This window comes from Stenotrophomonas sp. GL_101 (assembly GCF_057835675.1).
Genome location: NZ_CM174432.1, coordinates 3,324,991 through 3,341,932, shown reverse-complemented (window position 1 = coordinate 3,341,932; position 16,942 = coordinate 3,324,991). Strand labels below are relative to the sequence as shown.

13 protein-coding genes are annotated in these 16,942 nt (G+C 65.5%); 5 read left to right on the top strand and 8 right to left on the bottom strand.

What is annotated here, in order from left to right; all coding sequences use genetic code 11:
* Positions 1 to 163: 163 nt before the first annotated feature.
* A complete protein-coding gene (locus AC3IR9_RS14815; protein WP_489295843.1) occupies positions 164 to 2,278 on the bottom strand; it encodes a M13 family metallopeptidase in 2,115 nt (704 codons plus the stop codon).
* Between the two features lie 230 nt (positions 2,279 to 2,508).
* Between AC3IR9_RS14815 and AC3IR9_RS14810 the strand changes: the two genes are divergently transcribed.
* On the top strand, positions 2,509 to 4,107 hold the full coding sequence (locus AC3IR9_RS14810; protein WP_489291594.1) for a phytoene desaturase family protein: 1,599 nt from the start codon (positions 2,509 to 2,511) through the stop codon (positions 4,105 to 4,107).
* A 102-nt stretch (positions 4,108 to 4,209) separates the two neighbouring features.
* On the opposite strand, the gene AC3IR9_RS14805 is transcribed toward AC3IR9_RS14810, so the two are convergent.
* A complete protein-coding gene (locus tag AC3IR9_RS14805) occupies positions 4,210 to 7,080 on the bottom strand; it encodes a TonB-dependent receptor plug domain-containing protein (RefSeq protein ID WP_489291593.1) in 2,871 nt (956 codons plus the stop codon).
* Between the two features lie 193 nt (positions 7,081 to 7,273).
* On the bottom strand, positions 7,274 to 9,235 hold the full coding sequence (locus AC3IR9_RS14800; protein WP_489291592.1) for an alpha/beta hydrolase family protein: 1,962 nt from the start codon (positions 9,233 to 9,235) through the stop codon (positions 7,274 to 7,276).
* 275 nt (positions 9,236 to 9,510) lie between these two features.
* Between AC3IR9_RS14800 and apbC the strand changes: the two genes are divergently transcribed.
* Positions 9,511 to 10,368 (top strand): iron-sulfur cluster carrier protein ApbC, encoded by an 858-nt coding sequence (gene apbC, locus AC3IR9_RS14795; RefSeq protein ID WP_489291591.1) that lies wholly within the window; start codon positions 9,511 to 9,513, stop codon positions 10,366 to 10,368.
* A gap of 158 nt (positions 10,369 to 10,526) precedes the next feature.
* Positions 10,527 to 11,099, top strand: a complete 573-nt coding sequence (gene dcd, locus AC3IR9_RS14790) for a dCTP deaminase (RefSeq protein WP_489291590.1) — start codon at positions 10,527 to 10,529, stop codon at positions 11,097 to 11,099.
* Positions 11,100 to 11,174: 75 nt separating this feature from the next.
* Here the strand turns inward: dcd and AC3IR9_RS14785 are convergent, their stop codons facing one another.
* From AC3IR9_RS14785 to AC3IR9_RS14775, 3 genes are read right to left on the bottom strand one after another with little or no spacing between them, the layout of a single operon-like run.
* The gene (locus AC3IR9_RS14785; protein WP_489291589.1) at positions 11,175 to 11,339 is read right to left on the bottom strand and encodes a LiaI-LiaF-like domain-containing protein; all 165 of its coding nucleotides are present in this window, start codon (positions 11,337 to 11,339) and stop codon (positions 11,175 to 11,177) included.
* A 14-nt stretch (positions 11,340 to 11,353) separates the two neighbouring features.
* Complete coding sequence (locus AC3IR9_RS14780) at positions 11,354 to 11,776, bottom strand: HIT domain-containing protein (protein WP_489291588.1); 423 nt, start codon at positions 11,774 to 11,776, stop codon at positions 11,354 to 11,356.
* Positions 11,773 to 12,447 carry a dienelactone hydrolase family protein gene (locus tag AC3IR9_RS14775; protein ID WP_489291587.1) on the bottom strand — a complete coding sequence of 225 codons (675 nt, stop codon included), beginning with the start codon at positions 12,445 to 12,447 and terminating at the stop codon, positions 11,773 to 11,775. The genes AC3IR9_RS14780 and AC3IR9_RS14775 overlap by 4 nt, the downstream gene beginning before the upstream one ends.
* A 200-nt stretch (positions 12,448 to 12,647) precedes the next feature.
* Here AC3IR9_RS14775 and rimO point away from each other — a divergent pair, with 200 nt between their 5' ends.
* Complete coding sequence (rimO, locus tag AC3IR9_RS14770; protein WP_489291586.1) at positions 12,648 to 14,012, top strand: 30S ribosomal protein S12 methylthiotransferase RimO; 1,365 nt, start codon at positions 12,648 to 12,650, stop codon at positions 14,010 to 14,012.
* Positions 14,009 to 14,833: a DUF3025 domain-containing protein gene (locus AC3IR9_RS14765; protein WP_489291585.1), complete on the top strand. Its 825-nt coding sequence runs from the start codon at positions 14,009 to 14,011 to the stop codon at positions 14,831 to 14,833. The genes rimO and AC3IR9_RS14765 overlap by 4 nt, the downstream gene beginning before the upstream one ends.
* Before the next feature lie 62 nt (positions 14,834 to 14,895).
* On the opposite strand, the gene greB is transcribed toward AC3IR9_RS14765, so the two are convergent.
* Positions 14,896 to 15,396: a transcription elongation factor GreB gene (gene greB, locus AC3IR9_RS14760; protein WP_489291584.1), complete on the bottom strand. Its 501-nt coding sequence runs from the start codon at positions 15,394 to 15,396 to the stop codon at positions 14,896 to 14,898.
* A gap of 9 nt (positions 15,397 to 15,405) precedes the next feature.
* Entirely contained in the window at positions 15,406 to 16,911 is a 1,506-nt protein-coding gene (locus AC3IR9_RS14755) for a helicase HerA-like domain-containing protein (protein ID WP_489291582.1), read from the bottom strand.
* Positions 16,912 to 16,942: the final 31 nt, after the last annotated feature.

The following is a 16,942-nucleotide window of genomic DNA, read 5'->3' as shown; positions in this document are numbered from 1 at the left end:
GGGGACATTTGCACAAGGGCCTGCCGGCCGCCAAGCGGCCCCGGACGTTCGCGTCATAAGCAGGCGAAGACACACCCGCTCGCAGCTTGGGAGAAGAACCAAAGCAAAGGCCCGGGAAATCCCGGGCCTTTGCCTGCATCCGATCACGCGTTGACGCGATGGCTTACCAGATCACGACCTGCTGGTCGCCGGCACGCACCATCGGCGAGCCAGCCTTGCACTGGAACGCGGCCGCGAAGGTCGGCAGGTTCGACGGCGCGCCCATCGCGCGGAACTGCGCCGGTGCGTGCGGGTCGGTGGCCAGGCGGACCTTGGCGTTTTCCGGGGTGTACTTGGTGCGCCACACGGTGGCCCAGTTGAAGTAGAAGCGCTGATCGCGGGTGAAACCGTCGATCTTCGGATCTTCCTTGCCGACCGAGGCCTTCTGCAGGGCGTCGTAAGCAGTCGCCACGCCACCCAGGTCGGCGATGTTCTCGCCCAGGGTCAGTTTGCCGTTGACGGCCTGGCCATCCACCTTGTAACCATCGAACTGCTTGACCAGCTTGCCGGTCAGGCCGCTGAAGTTCTTGGTGTCCGCCTCGGTCCACCAGTTCTCGAAGTTGCCGGTCGGGCCGAAGCGGCTGCCCTGGTCGTCGTAACCGTGGGTCATTTCATGGCCGATCACCGCACCGATGCCGCCGTAGTTGAGCGCGTCGTCCGCCTTCGGGTCGAAGAACGGCGGCTGCAGAATCGCGGCCGGGAACACGATCTCGTTCTGCAACGGGTTGTAGTAGGCGTTGACGGTCTGCGGGGTCATGCCCCACTCGGTCTTGTCCACCGGCTGGCCGATCTTGGACAGCGCCCACTTGTAGTTGAACTCGTTGGCGGCGCGGACATTGCCCAGGTAGCTGTCGCGGCCGGTGGTGAGGCCGTTCCAGTCACGCCACTTGTCCGGGTAGCCGATCTTCGGGGTGAAGGTTTCCCACTTGGCGATCGCCTTGGCCTTGGTCTCATCGCTCATCCAGGTCAAGCCTTGGATGCGCTCCTTGAGCGCGGCGGCCAGGTTCTTGACCAGTTCTTCCATCTTGGCCTTGGCTTCAGGGGAGAAGGCGACCTTGACGTACAGCTGGCCGAACGCATCACCGGCATCGTTTTCGATGGTGCCCAGCACGCGCTTCCAACGCGGCTTCTGTTCCTTCTGGCCGTTGAGGGTCTTGCCGTAGAAGTTGTAGTTTTCCTGCACGAACGCTTCGGCCAGGTACGGCGAGGCGCTGTCCACGCTGTGGAAGCGCAGGTAGGCACGCCACACCGACGGATCGGTGTCGCCCAGTGCCTTGCTCACTTCCTGGTGGAAGGACGGAATGGCCAGCGAGAACTTCTCCGGTGTGGCGATGCCCTGGGCCTTGAAGAACTCCGACCAGCTGAAGTTCGGGGTCAGCTTGTCGGCGTCGGCCACGGTGACCGGGTTGTAGTACAGCGAGACATCGCGCGACAGCGCTTCGCTGGACTTGGATGCCTTGGCCAGGCGGGTTTCGAACTTGACCACGTCGGCCGCCTGCTTGGCCGCATCGGCGGTGGCAACGCCGGACAGTTCCAGCACCTTGGCCACGTGTGCCTGGTAGGCCTTGAGCTTGTCGGCGTTCTTGGCGTCGGTGTAATAGGTGGTGTCCGGCAGGCCCAGGCCACCCTGGCTGGCGTAGGCCATGTTCATGCTGGAGTTCTTGAAGTCCGCTTCCGGACCAAAGCCGAACAGCAGGTTTTCACCCTTGGCCGCGCTGCTGCGCAGGAAGTCGGCAATGGCGTTCTTGTCCTGCAGGCCGTCGATGGCCGCCAGTTCGGCCTTCAGCGGCTCGATGCCCTGCGCGTTGATCTTGGCTTCGTCCATGCCGGTGGCCCAGAAGTCGCCGACGATCTTCTCGATGCCGGTCGGGTTCTTGACCGCTGCAACCTGCTCGGCGAGCTGGTGCTGCACGGCGACCGAGCGCTCGTCGAGGATGGTGAAGGCGCCCCAGCTGGTGCGGTCGGCGGGGATTTCATTGGCCGCCAGCCACTTGCTGTTGACGTAGTCACCGAACGCACCGCAGGCGTCCATGCTGGTGTTCAGGTCGGACGGGTGGAAGGCGTTGTAGGCCGGCAGCTTGCCTTCATCGAGCTTGTACTCGTTGGCGGCAGCGGGGGCGGCGGCCGGCGTGGCGGTGGAGGCCGCGCTGTCCGTCGCCGGGGTTTCGTTCTTGCCGCAGCCGACCAGCGCGGCCGAAACGGCCAGGGTCAGCAGAACAATCTTGGGAGTGCGAGCGATCACTAGAATGGCCTCCAGGCCGATGGGTCATGCATGGGCGGGCCCCAACGGGGCCGTGGGCCAGACGATACGCCGCTGGCCCGGACTGCAAGGGTGTCGAAGGTCATGGCCGATGGCAAGCCGGACCTGCGTAGCCGGGTCCGCCGGATCCGGCACGGCCGGCCGACCGCTGCGGCAAAGACCTGCGCGGTGCCGCGACAACCCGCGTCGGGCCGGTGTATACAAGGGGCATGGCCAAGACCTCTACGCAGCCGTGGGATGCCCTCATCATCGGCGCCGGCCACAACGGCCTGGTCTGCGCTGCGTACCTGGCCCGCGCCGGCAAGCGCGTGCTGGTGCTGGAGCGGCGCGGCGTGGTCGGCGGCGCGGCGGTCACCGAGGAATTCCATCCCGGGTTTCGCAACTCGGTGGCCTCCTACACGGTCTCGCTGCTGCAGCCCAAGGTGATCGCCGACCTCGACCTGGCCGCGCACGGCCTGCGCGTGGTGCCGCGTCGCATCAATAATTTCCTGCCATTGCCCGAGGGCGGCTACCTGCTGGCGGGCAATGGCATCACCCAGGCCGAAGTGGCGCGCTTCTCGGCGCAGGATGCCGAGCGCCTGCCGCACTACGAGCGGCGGCTGGAGCTGTTTGCCGACGTGCTGCGCGCCGTGGCGTTGCAGCCGCCGCCCAATGTGGGCGAGGGTCACTGGCTGCAGCTGCTGCCCGAGCTGTGGCGGGCCGGAAAACTGGGCCGCCAGCTGTACGCGCTGTCGCCGGCCTTGCGCCAGGAACTGCTGGACCTGTTCACGATATCGGCCGCCGAGTATCTGGAGCGCTGGTTCGACAGCGCGCCGATCAAGGCGCTGTTCGGCTTCGATGGCATCGTCGGCAACTACGCCAGTCCGTATGCGGCAGGCACGGCCTACGTGCTGCTGCACCACGCGTTCGGGCAGAGCAATGGGGTCAAGGGGGCCTGGGGCCATGCGATCGGCGGGATGGGGGCGATCACCCAGGCCATGGCGGCCTCGGCGATGGCCGCCGGGGCGCAGATCCGTACCGATGCCGGCGTGCGCCGGGTCCTGGTCCAGCAGGGTAGGGCGGTCGGCGTGGAGACGCTGCACGGCGAGCACATCCACGCCCGCGCGGTAGTCGCCAACGTCAATCCCAAGCTGCTCTACCAGCAGTTGCTGGGGGCAGACGAGGTGCCGCTGGCGACCCGGGAGCGGATGGCGAACTGGCGGTGCGGCTCGGGGACGTTCCGGATGAACGTGGCGCTGTCGCGGTTGCCGGATTTCCGCTGCCTGCCCGGCCCGGGCGATCACCTGACCGCCGGCATCATCATCGCGCCGTCGCTGGACTACATGGAGCGTGCCTACAACGATGCGCGCCAGTTTGGCTGGTCGCGCGAACCGATCGTGGAGATGCTCATTCCCAGCACGCTGGATGACAGCCTGGCGCCGCCCGGCCAGCACGTGGCCAGCCTGTTCTGCCAGCACGTGGCACCGCAACTGCCGGAGGGGCGCAGCTGGGACGATCATCGCGACGAAGTGGCCGACCTGATGATCGCCACGGTGGAGCGGCAGGCGCCAGGATTTGCGGCCTCGGTGCTGGGCCGGCAGGTGCTCAGTCCGCTCGACCTGGAGCGCACGTTCGGCCTGATCGGTGGCGACATCTTCCACGGCGCGCTGAGTTTGAACCAGCTGTTCAGTGCGCGACCGATGCTGGGCCAGGCCCAGTATCGCGGGGCCTTGCCCGGGTTGTATCTGTGTGGGGCCGGCACCCATCCCGGCGGGGGTGTTACCGGGGCGCCGGGGCATAACGCCGCGCAGGTGATCCTGGCCGACTGAGCGACCCGGTGCGGGCCGGTAGCGTCGGGGTTCCTGGCATCCAGACAAAAAGAGAGGGGCGGCATCGCTGCCGCCCCTCGTCTGTTCACGCGTGTGGTGCGATCAGAAACGGTACTTCAAGCGCACGAACGGGGTGCGGCCGTAGTAGTCGTACTGGGTGGCGAACGGGTGGGTGTTGCCATAGCGGGTCGAAACGGCACCGGTGGAGACCAGCGGCGGCTTCGCATCAAACACGTTCGACACGCCCACCAGAATTTCCCAGTCCGCCTGCTCGTAGCTGATCGAGGCGGTGTGGTAGATACGCGATTCGGCGGTGATGTCGCGGTAGGAATCCGGACGACCCTGATAGGTGAACCTCTCGTTCAGATCCTTGTTCTTGGTCTCGGCGATGTACTGGGCCAGCCAGTTATAGGTCCAGTCGCCGCGGGTCAGGCTCAGGCCGAGGTTGGCAACCAGGTCCGGACGACCGATGAAGCCCAGCTGGTCCGCCGCGGACAACCCGCTGGCTTCAGCGGTGTCGAAGAGCTGCGCGACATCCTCGACGGTGTAAGTGACCTGGGAATCGAGTTCGAACTTGCCGAAACCGAATTCCTTCTCCCAGTTCACCGTCATGTCCCAACCACGCGTGCGCTGCTGGTTGATGTTCAGGTACTGAGCGTAGACCTCGGTGATCATGTTCGCGTCCGGACCGGTGGTCGGGTTGCGCTTCATCAGGTCGCAGTAGCGGTTCGGATAGGTGGTGGAGGAGTAGCAACCACTCACGATGTCATCCGCACCCAGTGCCGTGATCTGACCCATGATCTTGTAGTCGAAGTAATCGATCGCGATGCTCAGGTCCGCGAAGGCCGGCGTGAAGACGATACCGGCGCTCTTGGCACGTGAGGTTTCCGGCTTCAGCTGGCCTGCACCACCGCTGGTGAAGACCGTGGCACTGGAGCCTGCGCCGGTGTAGGTGTCTGGAATCCCGGCGGCACCGCAGTTGGCGCGCAGATTGGTGTTGTCGCTCTCGCCCCAGCGGATGCAGGGATCGATCGCGGTCTGGCCCTGGAAGCCGGTCTGGTTGCCCAGGTACAGCTCGTACAGGCCCGGGGCACGGTAAGAAGTGCCCAAGGTACCGCGCAGGCGCAGCGACGGGATGATCTGCCAGTTCAGGCCGAACTTCCACACCTTGTCGCTGCCGTCCACCGAGTCGTACTTGAAGATACGACCGGACGCGTTGGCGCTCAGCGACTCGATCCCGGTGACGCCCTTGATCAACGGAATATCCAGTTCGACGAAGGCTTCCTTGACCTTGTCGTCGCCCTTGGTGACGTCAGCGGTGGAGGCGCCCCACAGATCCTTGAACGCCTCGCCCGGCTGATCGTTGATCTTGTAATTGCGGTATTCAAAACCGATCGCGGTGCCCAACGCGCCGGCCGGCAGGTCGAACAGCTCGCCGGTGAAGATCGCATTGATCGTCGTCTGGTCGTAGGTGGTCTTGCCGGCGGCGGTGATGCCCAGGATCGACACCAGCTCGTCAACCTTGGAACCGTCCAGGTAGCCCGGGTCGAAGTAGTTCGCTGCCGGCGTATCGCCAGCACCCGGACGTGTCAGGTCACCGGTGATCGAGTTGCGGATGCCCAGGCTGCTGTACTTGCCGCTGGAGCGGCTGTAGTTCGCATTGACTTCCCAGCCCCACGAGTCGGTGCCCTTGAACATGCCATCGAGCTTGTTGGCAAAGTAGAAGTAATCGACTTCGACGCTGGAGCTGGACTTGAACGGCATCACCGGCTGGGCATAGCCATTGGTCGTGCCTGGTGCTTCCACGACCGGGAAGAACTGGCGCCACTGGAAGTTCTCGGTCTTGCGGTTGTTGTACAGCAACTGGGTTTTCCAGTTGAACGAGTCGAACCCGAAATCAGTGCCCAGGTATGCGGACTTGCGCTCCTGGCGGTTGATGATGTGGCCCTTGCCCCAGGCCGCGAAATTCTGCGGCTCCTCGTAGAACGCAACCGGATTGCCATTGGCATAGGTCTGGTTGGCGCGCGGACGATAGCCCGGGAACGGCCCCACGGTGCTGCCGTCGGGCGAAGGCACGTAGCGGATCGGCGAGTCGTACTCGTCGATCACGTTGTAGAGCATGTTGGTGCAGCCGGCCAGCGAGGTCCCGGCGAGAACCGAACGATCCTGACGATCAATACGGTTGCCGTTGGCATCCTTGATCAAATCCTGGCTGCACTTGAAGAAGTCGCGATCGCCACGGGTCAGTTCGTTCTGGCGATACCATTCGACCGCGGCCACGATGCTGCCGCGCTCGAAGTTCCAGCCGTTGGCCAGCGAGCCGGCGAACACTTCACCACCACCCTCGGTGGGGACGCGGCCGGTGACGGTCAGTTCCGGGCGCTCGAAGTTCTTCTTGGTGATCAGGTTGACCACACCGGCAACAGCGTCGGAGCCGTAGATGGAGGACGAGCCGTCCTTCACGATTTCCGCGCGTTGCAGGATGGCGGTCGGCAGCACGTTCAGATCGAAGGCGCCAACGGCACCGCGGGTACCGGCCGGGCCGGGGCGCTGGCCGTCGAGCAGGATCAGGGTGCGGTTGGCACCCAGGCCGCGCAGCGAGAAGGTCTGGACGCCGGTACCGCCGTCCACCACAAAGCCACCGAACTGATTGGTGATCTGGGTTTCGGACGCGCCGATCGCGGAGCGCTGCAGGAATTCGCCGATGTTCACCTGACCCTGCGCAGCGTTGCGCTCGGTGTCGATGGTGAAGACCGGGGAAGCGGTTTCGTAATCGGCGCGGCGGATCAGCGATCCGGTGACAATGACTTTGTCAAGGTCAGTGGCCTTCCGGCTGCTGCTTGAGTCACTTGACGCCGCCGCTTCCTGCTGGGTGGATTCCTGGGCCAGGACCGGTGCTGCCTGCAGACATGCGAGAACTGCAAGGGCGAGCGGAAGACGGCTTGGCGAGATGAGGCGGTTCATGGTGCGCATGCGGTTGGATCCCCGTTTGTTATGCTTCGGTTAACGGAGTCTATGTCCGTAAAAATGTAAATGCAACATGAACATCGCAAAAAATTAACGATTTTCTGTTAGGCGTGAATTCACGTTTCCAGAACGCAAAAACCCCCGCCGGCACAGGGCCGACGGGGGTTCTTGAAGGGACTTGAGAGGCGCTGGCCCGGATTCAGATTCCGCCGGCGCCGCATTCCTTGGCCAGGAAATCGGCCATCAACGGCAGCGTTGCCCGGTAGTGGCTCGGGTACCACGGCATGCTGTGCGGCATGTTCGGAATCAGCTCGAACTTGGCCGGTACCTTGCCCTGGACCGCGTTGTAGAAGCTGCGGGCGTGGGTGGCGGGGGTGCGCACGTCGCGGTCGCCCACGTACAACAGCACCGGGATGCTCGCCTTGGCGGTGTTCTGCATCGGGTCCATGCCCTTGACGGTCTGGCCCTGCAGGATGCGCTGCAGGCGGTTTTCGCTCCAGGACACCCCCAGCCGCGCCAGGTCGGTCACCGGAGCGCCGGCGATGGCGCACTGGAACGGGGACGGGCTGCGAACCGTGGCCGCCGCCGCCGCGAAGCCGCCGTAGGAATAGCCGAAGATCGCAAGACGGTCCTTGGCGGCAATGCCCTGCTGGACCAGCCAGGCGGCCGCATCATCATTGTCGTCCTGCATCGACAGGCCCCACTGCTTGTCGCCGGCGATCCAGTGATCGCGGCCAAAGCCGGTGGAGCCGCGGTATTGCGGGCGGATCACCGCATAGCCACGCGAGGTGAAGAACGGTACCCAGCCGGACATATCCCAGCCGGTGTAATCACGTGCCCACGGGCCGCCATGCGGATGGACCAGCGCTGGCAGGGCGGCGTCGCCGTCCTTCCACCCCGCCGGCAGGTCGAGAATCGCCGGGATCTTGCGGCCGTCGCGCGCGGTGTAGGTAACCCAGCGCTGCTCGCCGATCTGCTTGCCGTCCAGCCATGGACGCTCGCTGCCCAGGGGGGTGACGCTCTTACGGTTGCTCAACACATAGTAAGAGGGCGGGCTGGCGGCACTGTTCGTGGTGAACAGCACGCGCGAGAGGTCGTCGTTGTAGCCGGTGATGGACACATACAGGCCCGGATAGGCCTGTTTGAGCCCGTCATGCAATGCCTTCATCTGCGGGTCAACGTAGACCGCCTCGCGCCGGGGGCCATCCACATAGAAGCCCAGCACCTGGTTGAAGTTGCTCGGGCGGGTGCCGAGGATCAGGCCGCCGATCGGATACTGCGGATGCGCGGCCAACGGCTCGGTGTCGAAGGTCCGGGTGGCCGGATCGTACAGCCGTGCCTGCACCTGCTCGGAGAACTTGTCGGTGAGCACATACAACTTGCCGCTCTGGTCGTCGATGCCGACGATGTCCATCTCATAGCGGTCGGTCAGCTTGGTGGTCAGCGTGTCGTGCTTCTCGAACTGCCCGCTGGACTTGTTCTTGATCAGGATCTGCTGCTCGTACTCGTTCGAACCGGCTGGCTCGATCTGGGTACGGGTCAGTAGTTCGCCGTTGCGCGGGTGGAACAGGCCCGGCGATGAACGCGCATCTCCGCGGAACAGCAGTTCGGTCTGCCCGGTCTTCAGATTGAATCGGTAGTAATTGGCCGACAGCGTGCTCTGGTTGAGCTGGGAGATGATGACCTTGTCCGGGTCCAGTGGCAGCGAGTGCACCAGCGAGGCGGTACCGGCAATCTCCAGGCAGCGCTGGGTCTGTTCACTGATGCCAAGCTTGCGGGTGTTGTCGGCGAAGGCTTCGTCGAACTTCTGCTGGCTGGCGTCGGTCAGGTAGGCCTTGGCCAGGAAGGTCTTGGTCGAGCCCACGCTGTTGCCCTCGCCGCAACCGGCCAGCTGGGCGGTGAGTTCCTGGCGGCCGATGACTAGGTTCCGGCCTGCTTTCAGGGCGCTGGCGGCGATGAACTTCATGCGGTCGCCCGAAGGGGTGATCGCAACAGGACCGGCGGCCAGATTGTCCAGGTTCCAGTTGGCCAGCGCGGTGTCGCCATTGTTGCTGCCGGGGGCGGCGATGATGGCGACCAGTTGCTTGCCGTCCGCGCTCATCGTCACCGACTGGATCGCCGGGATCTTGGCAAAGTCGTCGACCGGCAGCGGGGCAGCCATCAGTGGGCTGCAGCAGAGGGAGGCGAGGGCGACGGCGATCGTGCTGAGTCCGAACCGGTGACGGGTGTGCATTGGGATGAGGTCCTTTACTCGGAATGAAACGAAAGATGACGGGAAGATGAACGAGGGCGGCGGCGGCGTCAACAGTCGGCGGTGCAGCGCGCTGCCTCCCGCCGAGGTCAATAACGCGTTGCAGGCAGGGCCTCCCCCGGTCGCTCAGGGGCGAGGTTGTATAGTGGGCGGTCAATTAGAAGCGTTTCCCCGGAGTTCCCGCCGTGAGTACCAGTCAACCCCGTCGTCCCCATGCCAGCCAGGTACAGAAGGGATTGACCCCGCATCCGCGCATCCGCAACGTGATCGCGGTGGGCTCGGGCAAGGGAGGGGTGGGCAAGTCCACCACGGCGGTGAACCTGGCCGTCGCGCTGGTCAGCCTTGGCGCGCGCGTGGGCCTGCTTGATGCCGACATCTACGGCCCGAGCGTGCCGGCGATGCTCGGCCTGAGTGGCCGCCCGGAAAGCCCGGACAACAAGTCGATCGAGCCGATGCGCGCGTTCGGTGTGGAAACCATGTCGATCGGCTATCTGATCGAGGACGAGACGCCGATGATCTGGCGTGGCCCGATGGCGACCTCGGCGATGACCCAGTTCTTCAATGACACCTTGTGGGACGACCTGGACTACCTGCTGATCGACCTGCCGCCGGGCACCGGCGACATCCAGCTGACCCTGACCCAGAAGATTCCCCTGGCTGGCGCGGTGATCGTCACCACGCCGCAGGACATCGCCACGCTGGATGCAAGGAAGGCGCTGAAGATGTTCGAGAAGGTCGAGGTGCCGGTGCTGGGCATCATCGAGAACATGGCCGTGCATACCTGCGGCAACTGCGGCCAGGTGGAGCATCTGTTCGGCGAAGGCGGTGGCCAGCGCATGGCCGCGCAGTACGGCGTGCCGCTGCTGGGCTCGCTGCCGCTGGAAATCGGTATCCGCGAGCAGGGCGACGCAGGCACGCCGATCACCGCCGCCGCCCCGGCGTCGTTGGCCGCGCAGGCCTACCTGCATGCGGCCGAGCGCCTGGTCGAGGAAATGGGCAAGCGCCCACGCGCCAGCATCCCGATCCTGTCCTCGTTGATCTGACCCGGCCGGCCACTGCCCCCGCACCTGGCCCGGCATTGCCGGGCCTTGTCGCATCAGGGCTGGGCATCCACTGCTGGCCGCCGCGGGGGTGGCTGTTTAGAATCGACGTCCGGGCGCCGTTGGCGGTGCCGTTGTCTTTCCCGCACCCAGGACTCCCCATGAGCATCAAGAGTGACCGCTGGATCCGTCAGATGGCCGAGCAGCACGCCATGATCGAGCCGTTTGAAGCCGGCCAGGTCAAGCAGGCCAATGGCCAGCGCATCGTCAGCTACGGCACCTCCAGCTACGGCTACGACGTGCGTTGCTCGCGCGAGTTCAAGGTGTTCACCAACATCAACTCCACGATTGTCGATCCCAAGCATTTCGACCCGGGCAGCTTCGTGGATATCGTGGGCGATGAGTGCATCATCCCGCCCAACAGCTTCGCGCTGGCGCGCACCGTGGAGTACTTCCGCATCCCGCGTGACACGCTGGTGGTGTGCCTGGGCAAGAGTACCTACGCGCGCTGCGGCATCATCGTCAACGTCACCCCGCTGGAGCCGGAGTGGGAAGGCCATGTGACCCTGGAGTTCAGCAACACCACGCCGTTGCCGGCGCGCATCTATGCCAACGAAGGCGTGGCGCAGATGCTGTTCTTCCAGGCCGACAAGGATGATGTCTGCGAGACCTCCTACAAGGACCGGGGTGGCAAGTACCAGGGCCAGACCGGGGTCACCCTGCCGCGCACCTGAGCGCCGGTAGCGGGCATGAAAAAAGCGCGGAGGGCTCCGCGCTTTTTTTTGTTTCATGCCGGGCCGAGCCCGGCGCTACTTGCGGCCGAACAGCAACCCGATGCCCACCGCCACCAGCACCACCGGCCACCAGGTAAGGATCAACCGACCCAGGTTCATATTGGTCCAGCCCAGGTTGCTGGCCAGCAGGAACAGGCCGACGAGGATCAGGACGACGGCGGCGACAAGGTTGGAACGCATCAGGGCAGGGTCCACTAGGGCTGGGGCGAATATCCTAGCCGTTCCTTCCACAGCGCGACACGTTGTGCCAGTACATCCGGGTCGTATCGGTGCGCCTGGCCCTGGCCCCAGACCGGCCCCGGCCATGCCGGATCGCCCACATGGCGGCCGATCACGTGGAAATGCAGTTGGCGCACGATGTTGCCCAGTGCCCCGATGTTGATCTTCTCGACCCCATCGGTGCCCTTGAGGGCCTTGCAGGCCCGGTTCAACTCGGTGCGCAGTTTGTCCTGCTGATCGCCGTCAAGGTCGATCCATTCGGTGATGTCCGCCAGCCGCGGCACCAGGATCAACCACGGGTAACGTTCGTCGTTCATCAACCGCACTTGCGATAACGGCCCTTCTGCTACCAGTACGCTGTCGGTGGCCAGGCGTGAATCCAGTTCAAACTCGCTCATCCAAGATGCTCCGCAAAGAAGTCCAGGGTGCGTTCCAGCGCCAGGGCGGCGCTGTCTGGATCATACGCATGTCCGACGCTGCGGTTGAAGGCATGATCGGAGGGATACACGAACGTGGCCATCTGCGGCAGCTTGTCGCGATGGGCCTTGATCGCCTCCGGCGGGATGCTCTTGTCCTGTGCGCCGAAGTGGAACATCACCGGCGCCTTGGGCACCTCATCGAGGAACTGCACGTTGCGCGCGCCGTAGTAGCTGGCCGAGGGCAGGCCCAGCCGCAGTGCCGAGAGCAGCGCGATGCTGCCGCCCCAGCAGTAGCCGACCGTGCCAACCTTGCCGGCCGGGGCCAGCCTGGAGGCGGCGGCGCGGACGATCTCCAGGGCCTTCTCCACGCCCAGCGCGTTGACCAGCGCCAGGCCCTGTGCCACCCCGTCGGCGTCGTAAGCCAGTTGCAGCGGATGCGGGCCCGGGCCTTGCTCGGCCAGGTCGAAGAACGACGGCGCCAGCACCGCATACCCCTGCGCGGCATAGCCATCGGCCACCTCGCGGATGTGCGGATTGGCCCCGAAGATCTCCTGGATGACCACCAGCCCGCCACGGGGCTTGCCCTCGGGCAGTACCTGCCAGGCGCGGACTGGACCGTGATGCGTATCGAGCGTGACCCATTCACCCATGATGCGAGACTCCCTTGGTTCAGGCGTTCATTATCGACCGCCGGTGGGTTAGCAGGGTGTCAGCGGCCGTGCCGGATCTGGCGGTCGCCTGGGTGGGCGATTCAGGGCCCGGCGCGCAACGCCGGTATACTTGCCGCCGTTTCCGGCCCCAGGTCCCCACGTCATTCCGGCATGGGCCCAGGCCCCCAGAGTCCTGATCCATGTCCCAGCTGAACCCCAAAGTCGGCTTCGTCAGCCTTGGTTGCCCGAAGGCCCTGGTCGATTCCGAGCGCATCCTCACCCAGCTGCGGTCCGAGGGCTACGACATCGTCCCCTCGTATGACTCGGCCGACGTGGTGGTGGTCAACACCTGCGGCTTCATCGATTCGGCGGTGACCGAGTCGCTGGATGCGATCGGCGAGGCAATGAGTGCCAACGGCAAGGTGATCGTCACCGGCTGCCTGGGCAAGCGCCCCGAGCAGATCCGCGAGGCCTATCCGAACGTGCTGGCGGTATCGGGCCCGCAGGACTACCAGAGCGTGATGGAGGCGGTGCACGCGGCACTGCCGCCCAAGCATGATCCGTTCGTGGACCTGGTGCCCGATTACGGCATCAAGCTGACCCCGCGCCACTATGCCTACCTGAAGATCTCCGAGGGCTGCAATCACACATGCAGCTTCTGCATCATTCCTTCGATGCGCGGCAAGCTGGTCTCGCGCCCGGTGGATGAGGTGCTGCGCGAAGCCGAGCGGCTGGTGCGCGGTGGCGTGAAGGAACTGCTGGTGGTGTCCCAGGACACTTCGGCCTATGGCGTGGACGTCAAGTATGCCGAGCGCATGTGGCGCGACAAGGCTTACCAGACCCGCTTGAAGGCGCTGTGCGAAGGCCTGTCCGAGCTCGATGCGTGGACCCGCATGCATTACGTCTACCCGTATCCGCACGTGGACGAGATCGTGCCGCTGATGGCCGAAAACCGGATCCTGCCCTACCTGGATATTCCGTTCCAGCACGCCAGCCCGCGCATCCTCAAGCTGATGAAGCGACCGGGTGCGGTCGACAAGACCCTTGAGCGCGTGCAGCGCTGGCGCCAGATCTGCCCGGACATCACCGTGCGTTCGACCTTCATCGTCGGCTTCCCGGGTGAAACCGACGCCGAGTTCGAGGAGCTGCTGGCGTTCCTCGACGAAGCGCAGCTGGATCGCGTTGGTGCGTTCGCCTACTCGCCGGTGACCGGTGCCACCGCCAATGCGCTGCCCGGTGCGGTGCCCGAAGAAGTGAAGCAGGAGCGCCTGGCGCGCTTCATGGCACGCCAGGCCGAGATTTCGGCCAATCGGCTGGAGGCCAGGATCGGCACCGTGCAGCAGTGCCTGGTGGATGCGATCGAAGATGGCATCGGCGTGGCCCGTTCCAAGGCCGACGCGCCGGAAATCGACGGGCTGGTGCATATCCAGAACGCCGAGGAAGCGCGCCTGCGGGTGGGCCAGTTCGTCGACGTGGAGATCACCGAAAGCGACGACCACGATCTGTACGGCGATGCGCTCATCGTCGCCCCGGCACGCAAAGCGCTCGACCTGCAGGTGCTGTGACCGCGCCGGCGGCCGATGCCGGTGGCGCGCGTCGCCGCTTCATCGCACCGCTGCGCGAGGAGGTGGACACGGGCTGTTTCCTGCAGCCCCTGTTTGCCGGCGTTTCCCGCTATGCAGGGCTGATGACGGCGGCCGACTGGCCGACCGTCAGCGCGTTGGATGCGCAGCTGGCATTGCCGGGCAAGCATCTGATCGCGCAGGACGATGCCGTGCTGGCCGATGGCCTGCATTACGAACAACGCATTGCGCTGGGCCGCATCGCCACCCGCGAACGCAATTGGCACGACCTGTTCAATGCGTTGGTGTGGGCCCGCCACCCGGCGATCAAACACGCCCTCAATGCCCGCCAGTGCCTGCACATCACCGGCAACGGGCCGCATGCGCGCAATCGCGCGCAGGCCGCGTTGACCCAGTTCGACGAAACCGGCGTGATCGTGCGGGTGCGCGATACGGCGTTGCTGTCGGCGTGGGACCGGCATGACTGGTCGGCGCTGTTTGTGGACGGGGCAGGGCACTGGCGCAACGGTGCCATCGCGGTGGCGGCGGTGATCGGCCACGCCCTGATGGAGCAGGCGCTGCTGCCCGGGCGCCTGCTGGTGGGCAAGTGCGTGGTGGTGCAGGGCGAAGATGACGCCGGTGCGGTAGCGCGGGTGGCGCAGGCCATTGCCGCTGGCGCGCTGCTGGCCGATCCACTGGAGCTGCGGCCGTTGCCGTTGGCGGGTATTCCCGGCTGGCACGCGCGGCAGGATGACCCCTTCTACCGGCAGGCAGGCTACTTCCGACCCTTGCGCGACAGGCGCCGCTACCCGGCGCCGAGGTAACGCAGGCGCAGGTCGAAAAATGCCCGAGCCCCGTAGTGCCGGGCTCTGCCCGTCAGCAAGCGCTACGGGTACTCCACCGTAAGGATCGCAAAACCGTGCCGGCCGCTCGGCAGTTCCACTTCAAACTCGTCATCCACGCGTTTCTTCAACAGCGCGCGCGCCAACGGCGAGTCGATGCTGATCCAGCCGGTGGCCGCGTCGGTCTCATCCGGGCCGACGATGCGATAGCGGCTGGTGTCGCCGCTGTCCACGTTTTCCAGCTCCACCCATGCGCCGAAGAACACCGCCCGTGGATCGGTCGGCGTGGTGTCCACCACGCGCAGTGCTTCCAGCCGCTTGGTCAGGTAACGCACGCGCCGGTCGATCTCGCCCAGCTGTTTCTTGCGGTAGATGTACTCCGCATTTTCCGAGCGGTCACCCTCGGCGGCGGCGGCCGACAGCGCCCTGACCACCTCCGGCCGGCGTACCCGCCACAGGTCATCCAGTTCGGCCTTCAGTCGTGCGTGGCCCTGCGCGGTGATCAGGGCCGTACTCTTTTCCGCAGGGGGACGCCAACGCGACATCGATCGATCTCAGCGCTTGCCGCCGAACAGCCCGCCCAGGATGCCGCGCACGATCTGGTTGCCCAGCTTGCTGCCGACCGTGCGGGTGGTCTGCTTGGCCATGGTTTCGATCATGCCCTGGCGGCGCTTGGTGCCGAAGATGGCGTCCTTGATCGACTGGCCGAAGCCGCCTTCCTGCTGCTCGTCCTGCTCGCGGGTGCGCGCCTTCGGCGTGTCCGCCTGCTCCACCACCTTCTGCGCACGCTGAGCCAGCAGTTCGGCCGCCGACTCGCGGTTGATCGCCGTGTCGTAGCGGCTGCCCACCGGGCTGCCGGCGCGCGCCTGCGCGCGTTCGGCCTCGGTGATGGCGCCCATCCGGCAACGCGGCGGTGCGATCTGGGTCTGCTGCACCGGCGAGGGAATGCCCTTGTCCTGCAGGGTGGACACCAACGCCTCGCCGGTGCCCAGCTTGGCCAGCACCGCGGCCACGTCCAGCTTGGGGTTGGGCACGAAGGTTTCCGCCGCGGTCCTTACCGCCTTCTGGTCGCGCGGGGTGAACGCACGCAGCGCGTGCTGCACGCGGTTGCCGAGCTGGCCGAGGATGTTGGCCGGCACGTCATCGGGGAACTGCGAACAGAAGTACACGCCCACGCCCTTGGAGCGGATCAGCCGTACGACCTGTTCGATGCGCTGGACCAGCGCGGCCGGCGCATCGTTGAACAGCAGGTGCGCCTCGTCGAAGATGAAGACCAGTTTGGGTTTGTCCAGGTCGCCCACTTCGGGCAGCGTCTCAAACAGCTCCGACAGCAGCCACAGCAGGAACGTGGAGTACAGCCGGGGCTTGAGCACCAGCTGGTCGGCGGCGAGGATGCCGATCACGCCGCGGCCATCGTGGTGGGTGCGCATGATGTCGGCCAGTTCCAGCGCCGGCTCGCCGAAGAATGCTTCACCGCCGTCCTGCGACAGCCGCAGCAGCGAGCGCTGGATCGCCGCCACGGTCTGCGCGCTGACCAGGCCGTACTCGGTGGAGATGTCCTTGCGCTCGTCGACCACCAGGCCGAGCAGGGCGCGCAGATCATCCAGGTCGAGCAGCAGCAGGCCGCGGTCGTCGGCCAGCTTGAACACGATGTCCAGCACGCCGGACTGGGTCTCGTTGAGTTCCAGGATGCGCGCCAGCAGGGTCGGGCCCATCTCGCTGACGGTGGTGCGCACCGGGTGGCCGAACTTGCCGTACAGGTCCCAGAAGATCGTCGGGCTGGCGGCGGGGGCGTAGTCGGCCACGCCGATCTCCGCGGCGCGCTGCAGCAATGCCTCGGTGCCCGTGCCGGGCACGGCCAGGCCGGATACGTCACCCTTCACATCGGCCAGGAACACCGGCACGCCGATCCGCGAAAAGCCTTCGGCCAAGGTCATCAGGGTGACCGTCTTGCCGGTCCCGGTGGCACCGGCCACCAGGCCGTGGCGGTTGCCCAGCCGGGGTTGCAGGGTGACGGCGACATCGTCGGTGATGCCTTTGCCGAGCAGGATCGGATCCATGGTCAACTCGCTTGTGGAGGTGGTATGTGAA

Excerpts from the sequence above, each read along its gene's own strand:
- AC3IR9_RS14810 (WP_489291594.1), top strand. The coding sequence starts at position 2,509 with ATGGCCAAGACCTCTACGCAGCCGTGGGATGCCCTCATCATCGGCGCC.
- AC3IR9_RS14800 (WP_489291592.1), bottom strand. The coding sequence starts at position 9,235 with ATGGCTGCCCCGCTGCCGGTCGACGACTTTGCCAAGATCCCGGCGATC.
- AC3IR9_RS14805 (WP_489291593.1), bottom strand. The coding sequence starts at position 7,080 with ATGCGCACCATGAACCGCCTCATCTCGCCAAGCCGTCTTCCGCTCGCC.
- dcd (WP_489291590.1), top strand. The coding sequence starts at position 10,527 with ATGAGCATCAAGAGTGACCGCTGGATCCGTCAGATGGCCGAGCAGCAC.
- AC3IR9_RS14775 (WP_489291587.1), bottom strand. The coding sequence starts at position 12,447 with ATGGGTGAATGGGTCACGCTCGATACGCATCACGGTCCAGTCCGCGCC.
- AC3IR9_RS14755 (WP_489291582.1), bottom strand. The coding sequence starts at position 16,911 with ATGGATCCGATCCTGCTCGGCAAAGGCATCACCGACGATGTCGCCGTC.
- AC3IR9_RS14780 (WP_489291588.1), bottom strand. The coding sequence starts at position 11,776 with ATGAGCGAGTTTGAACTGGATTCACGCCTGGCCACCGACAGCGTACTG.
- rimO (WP_489291586.1), top strand. The coding sequence starts at position 12,648 with ATGTCCCAGCTGAACCCCAAAGTCGGCTTCGTCAGCCTTGGTTGCCCG.
- greB (WP_489291584.1), bottom strand. The coding sequence starts at position 15,396 with ATGTCGCGTTGGCGTCCCCCTGCGGAAAAGAGTACGGCCCTGATCACC.
- AC3IR9_RS14785 (WP_489291589.1), bottom strand. The coding sequence starts at position 11,339 with ATGCGTTCCAACCTTGTCGCCGCCGTCGTCCTGATCCTCGTCGGCCTG.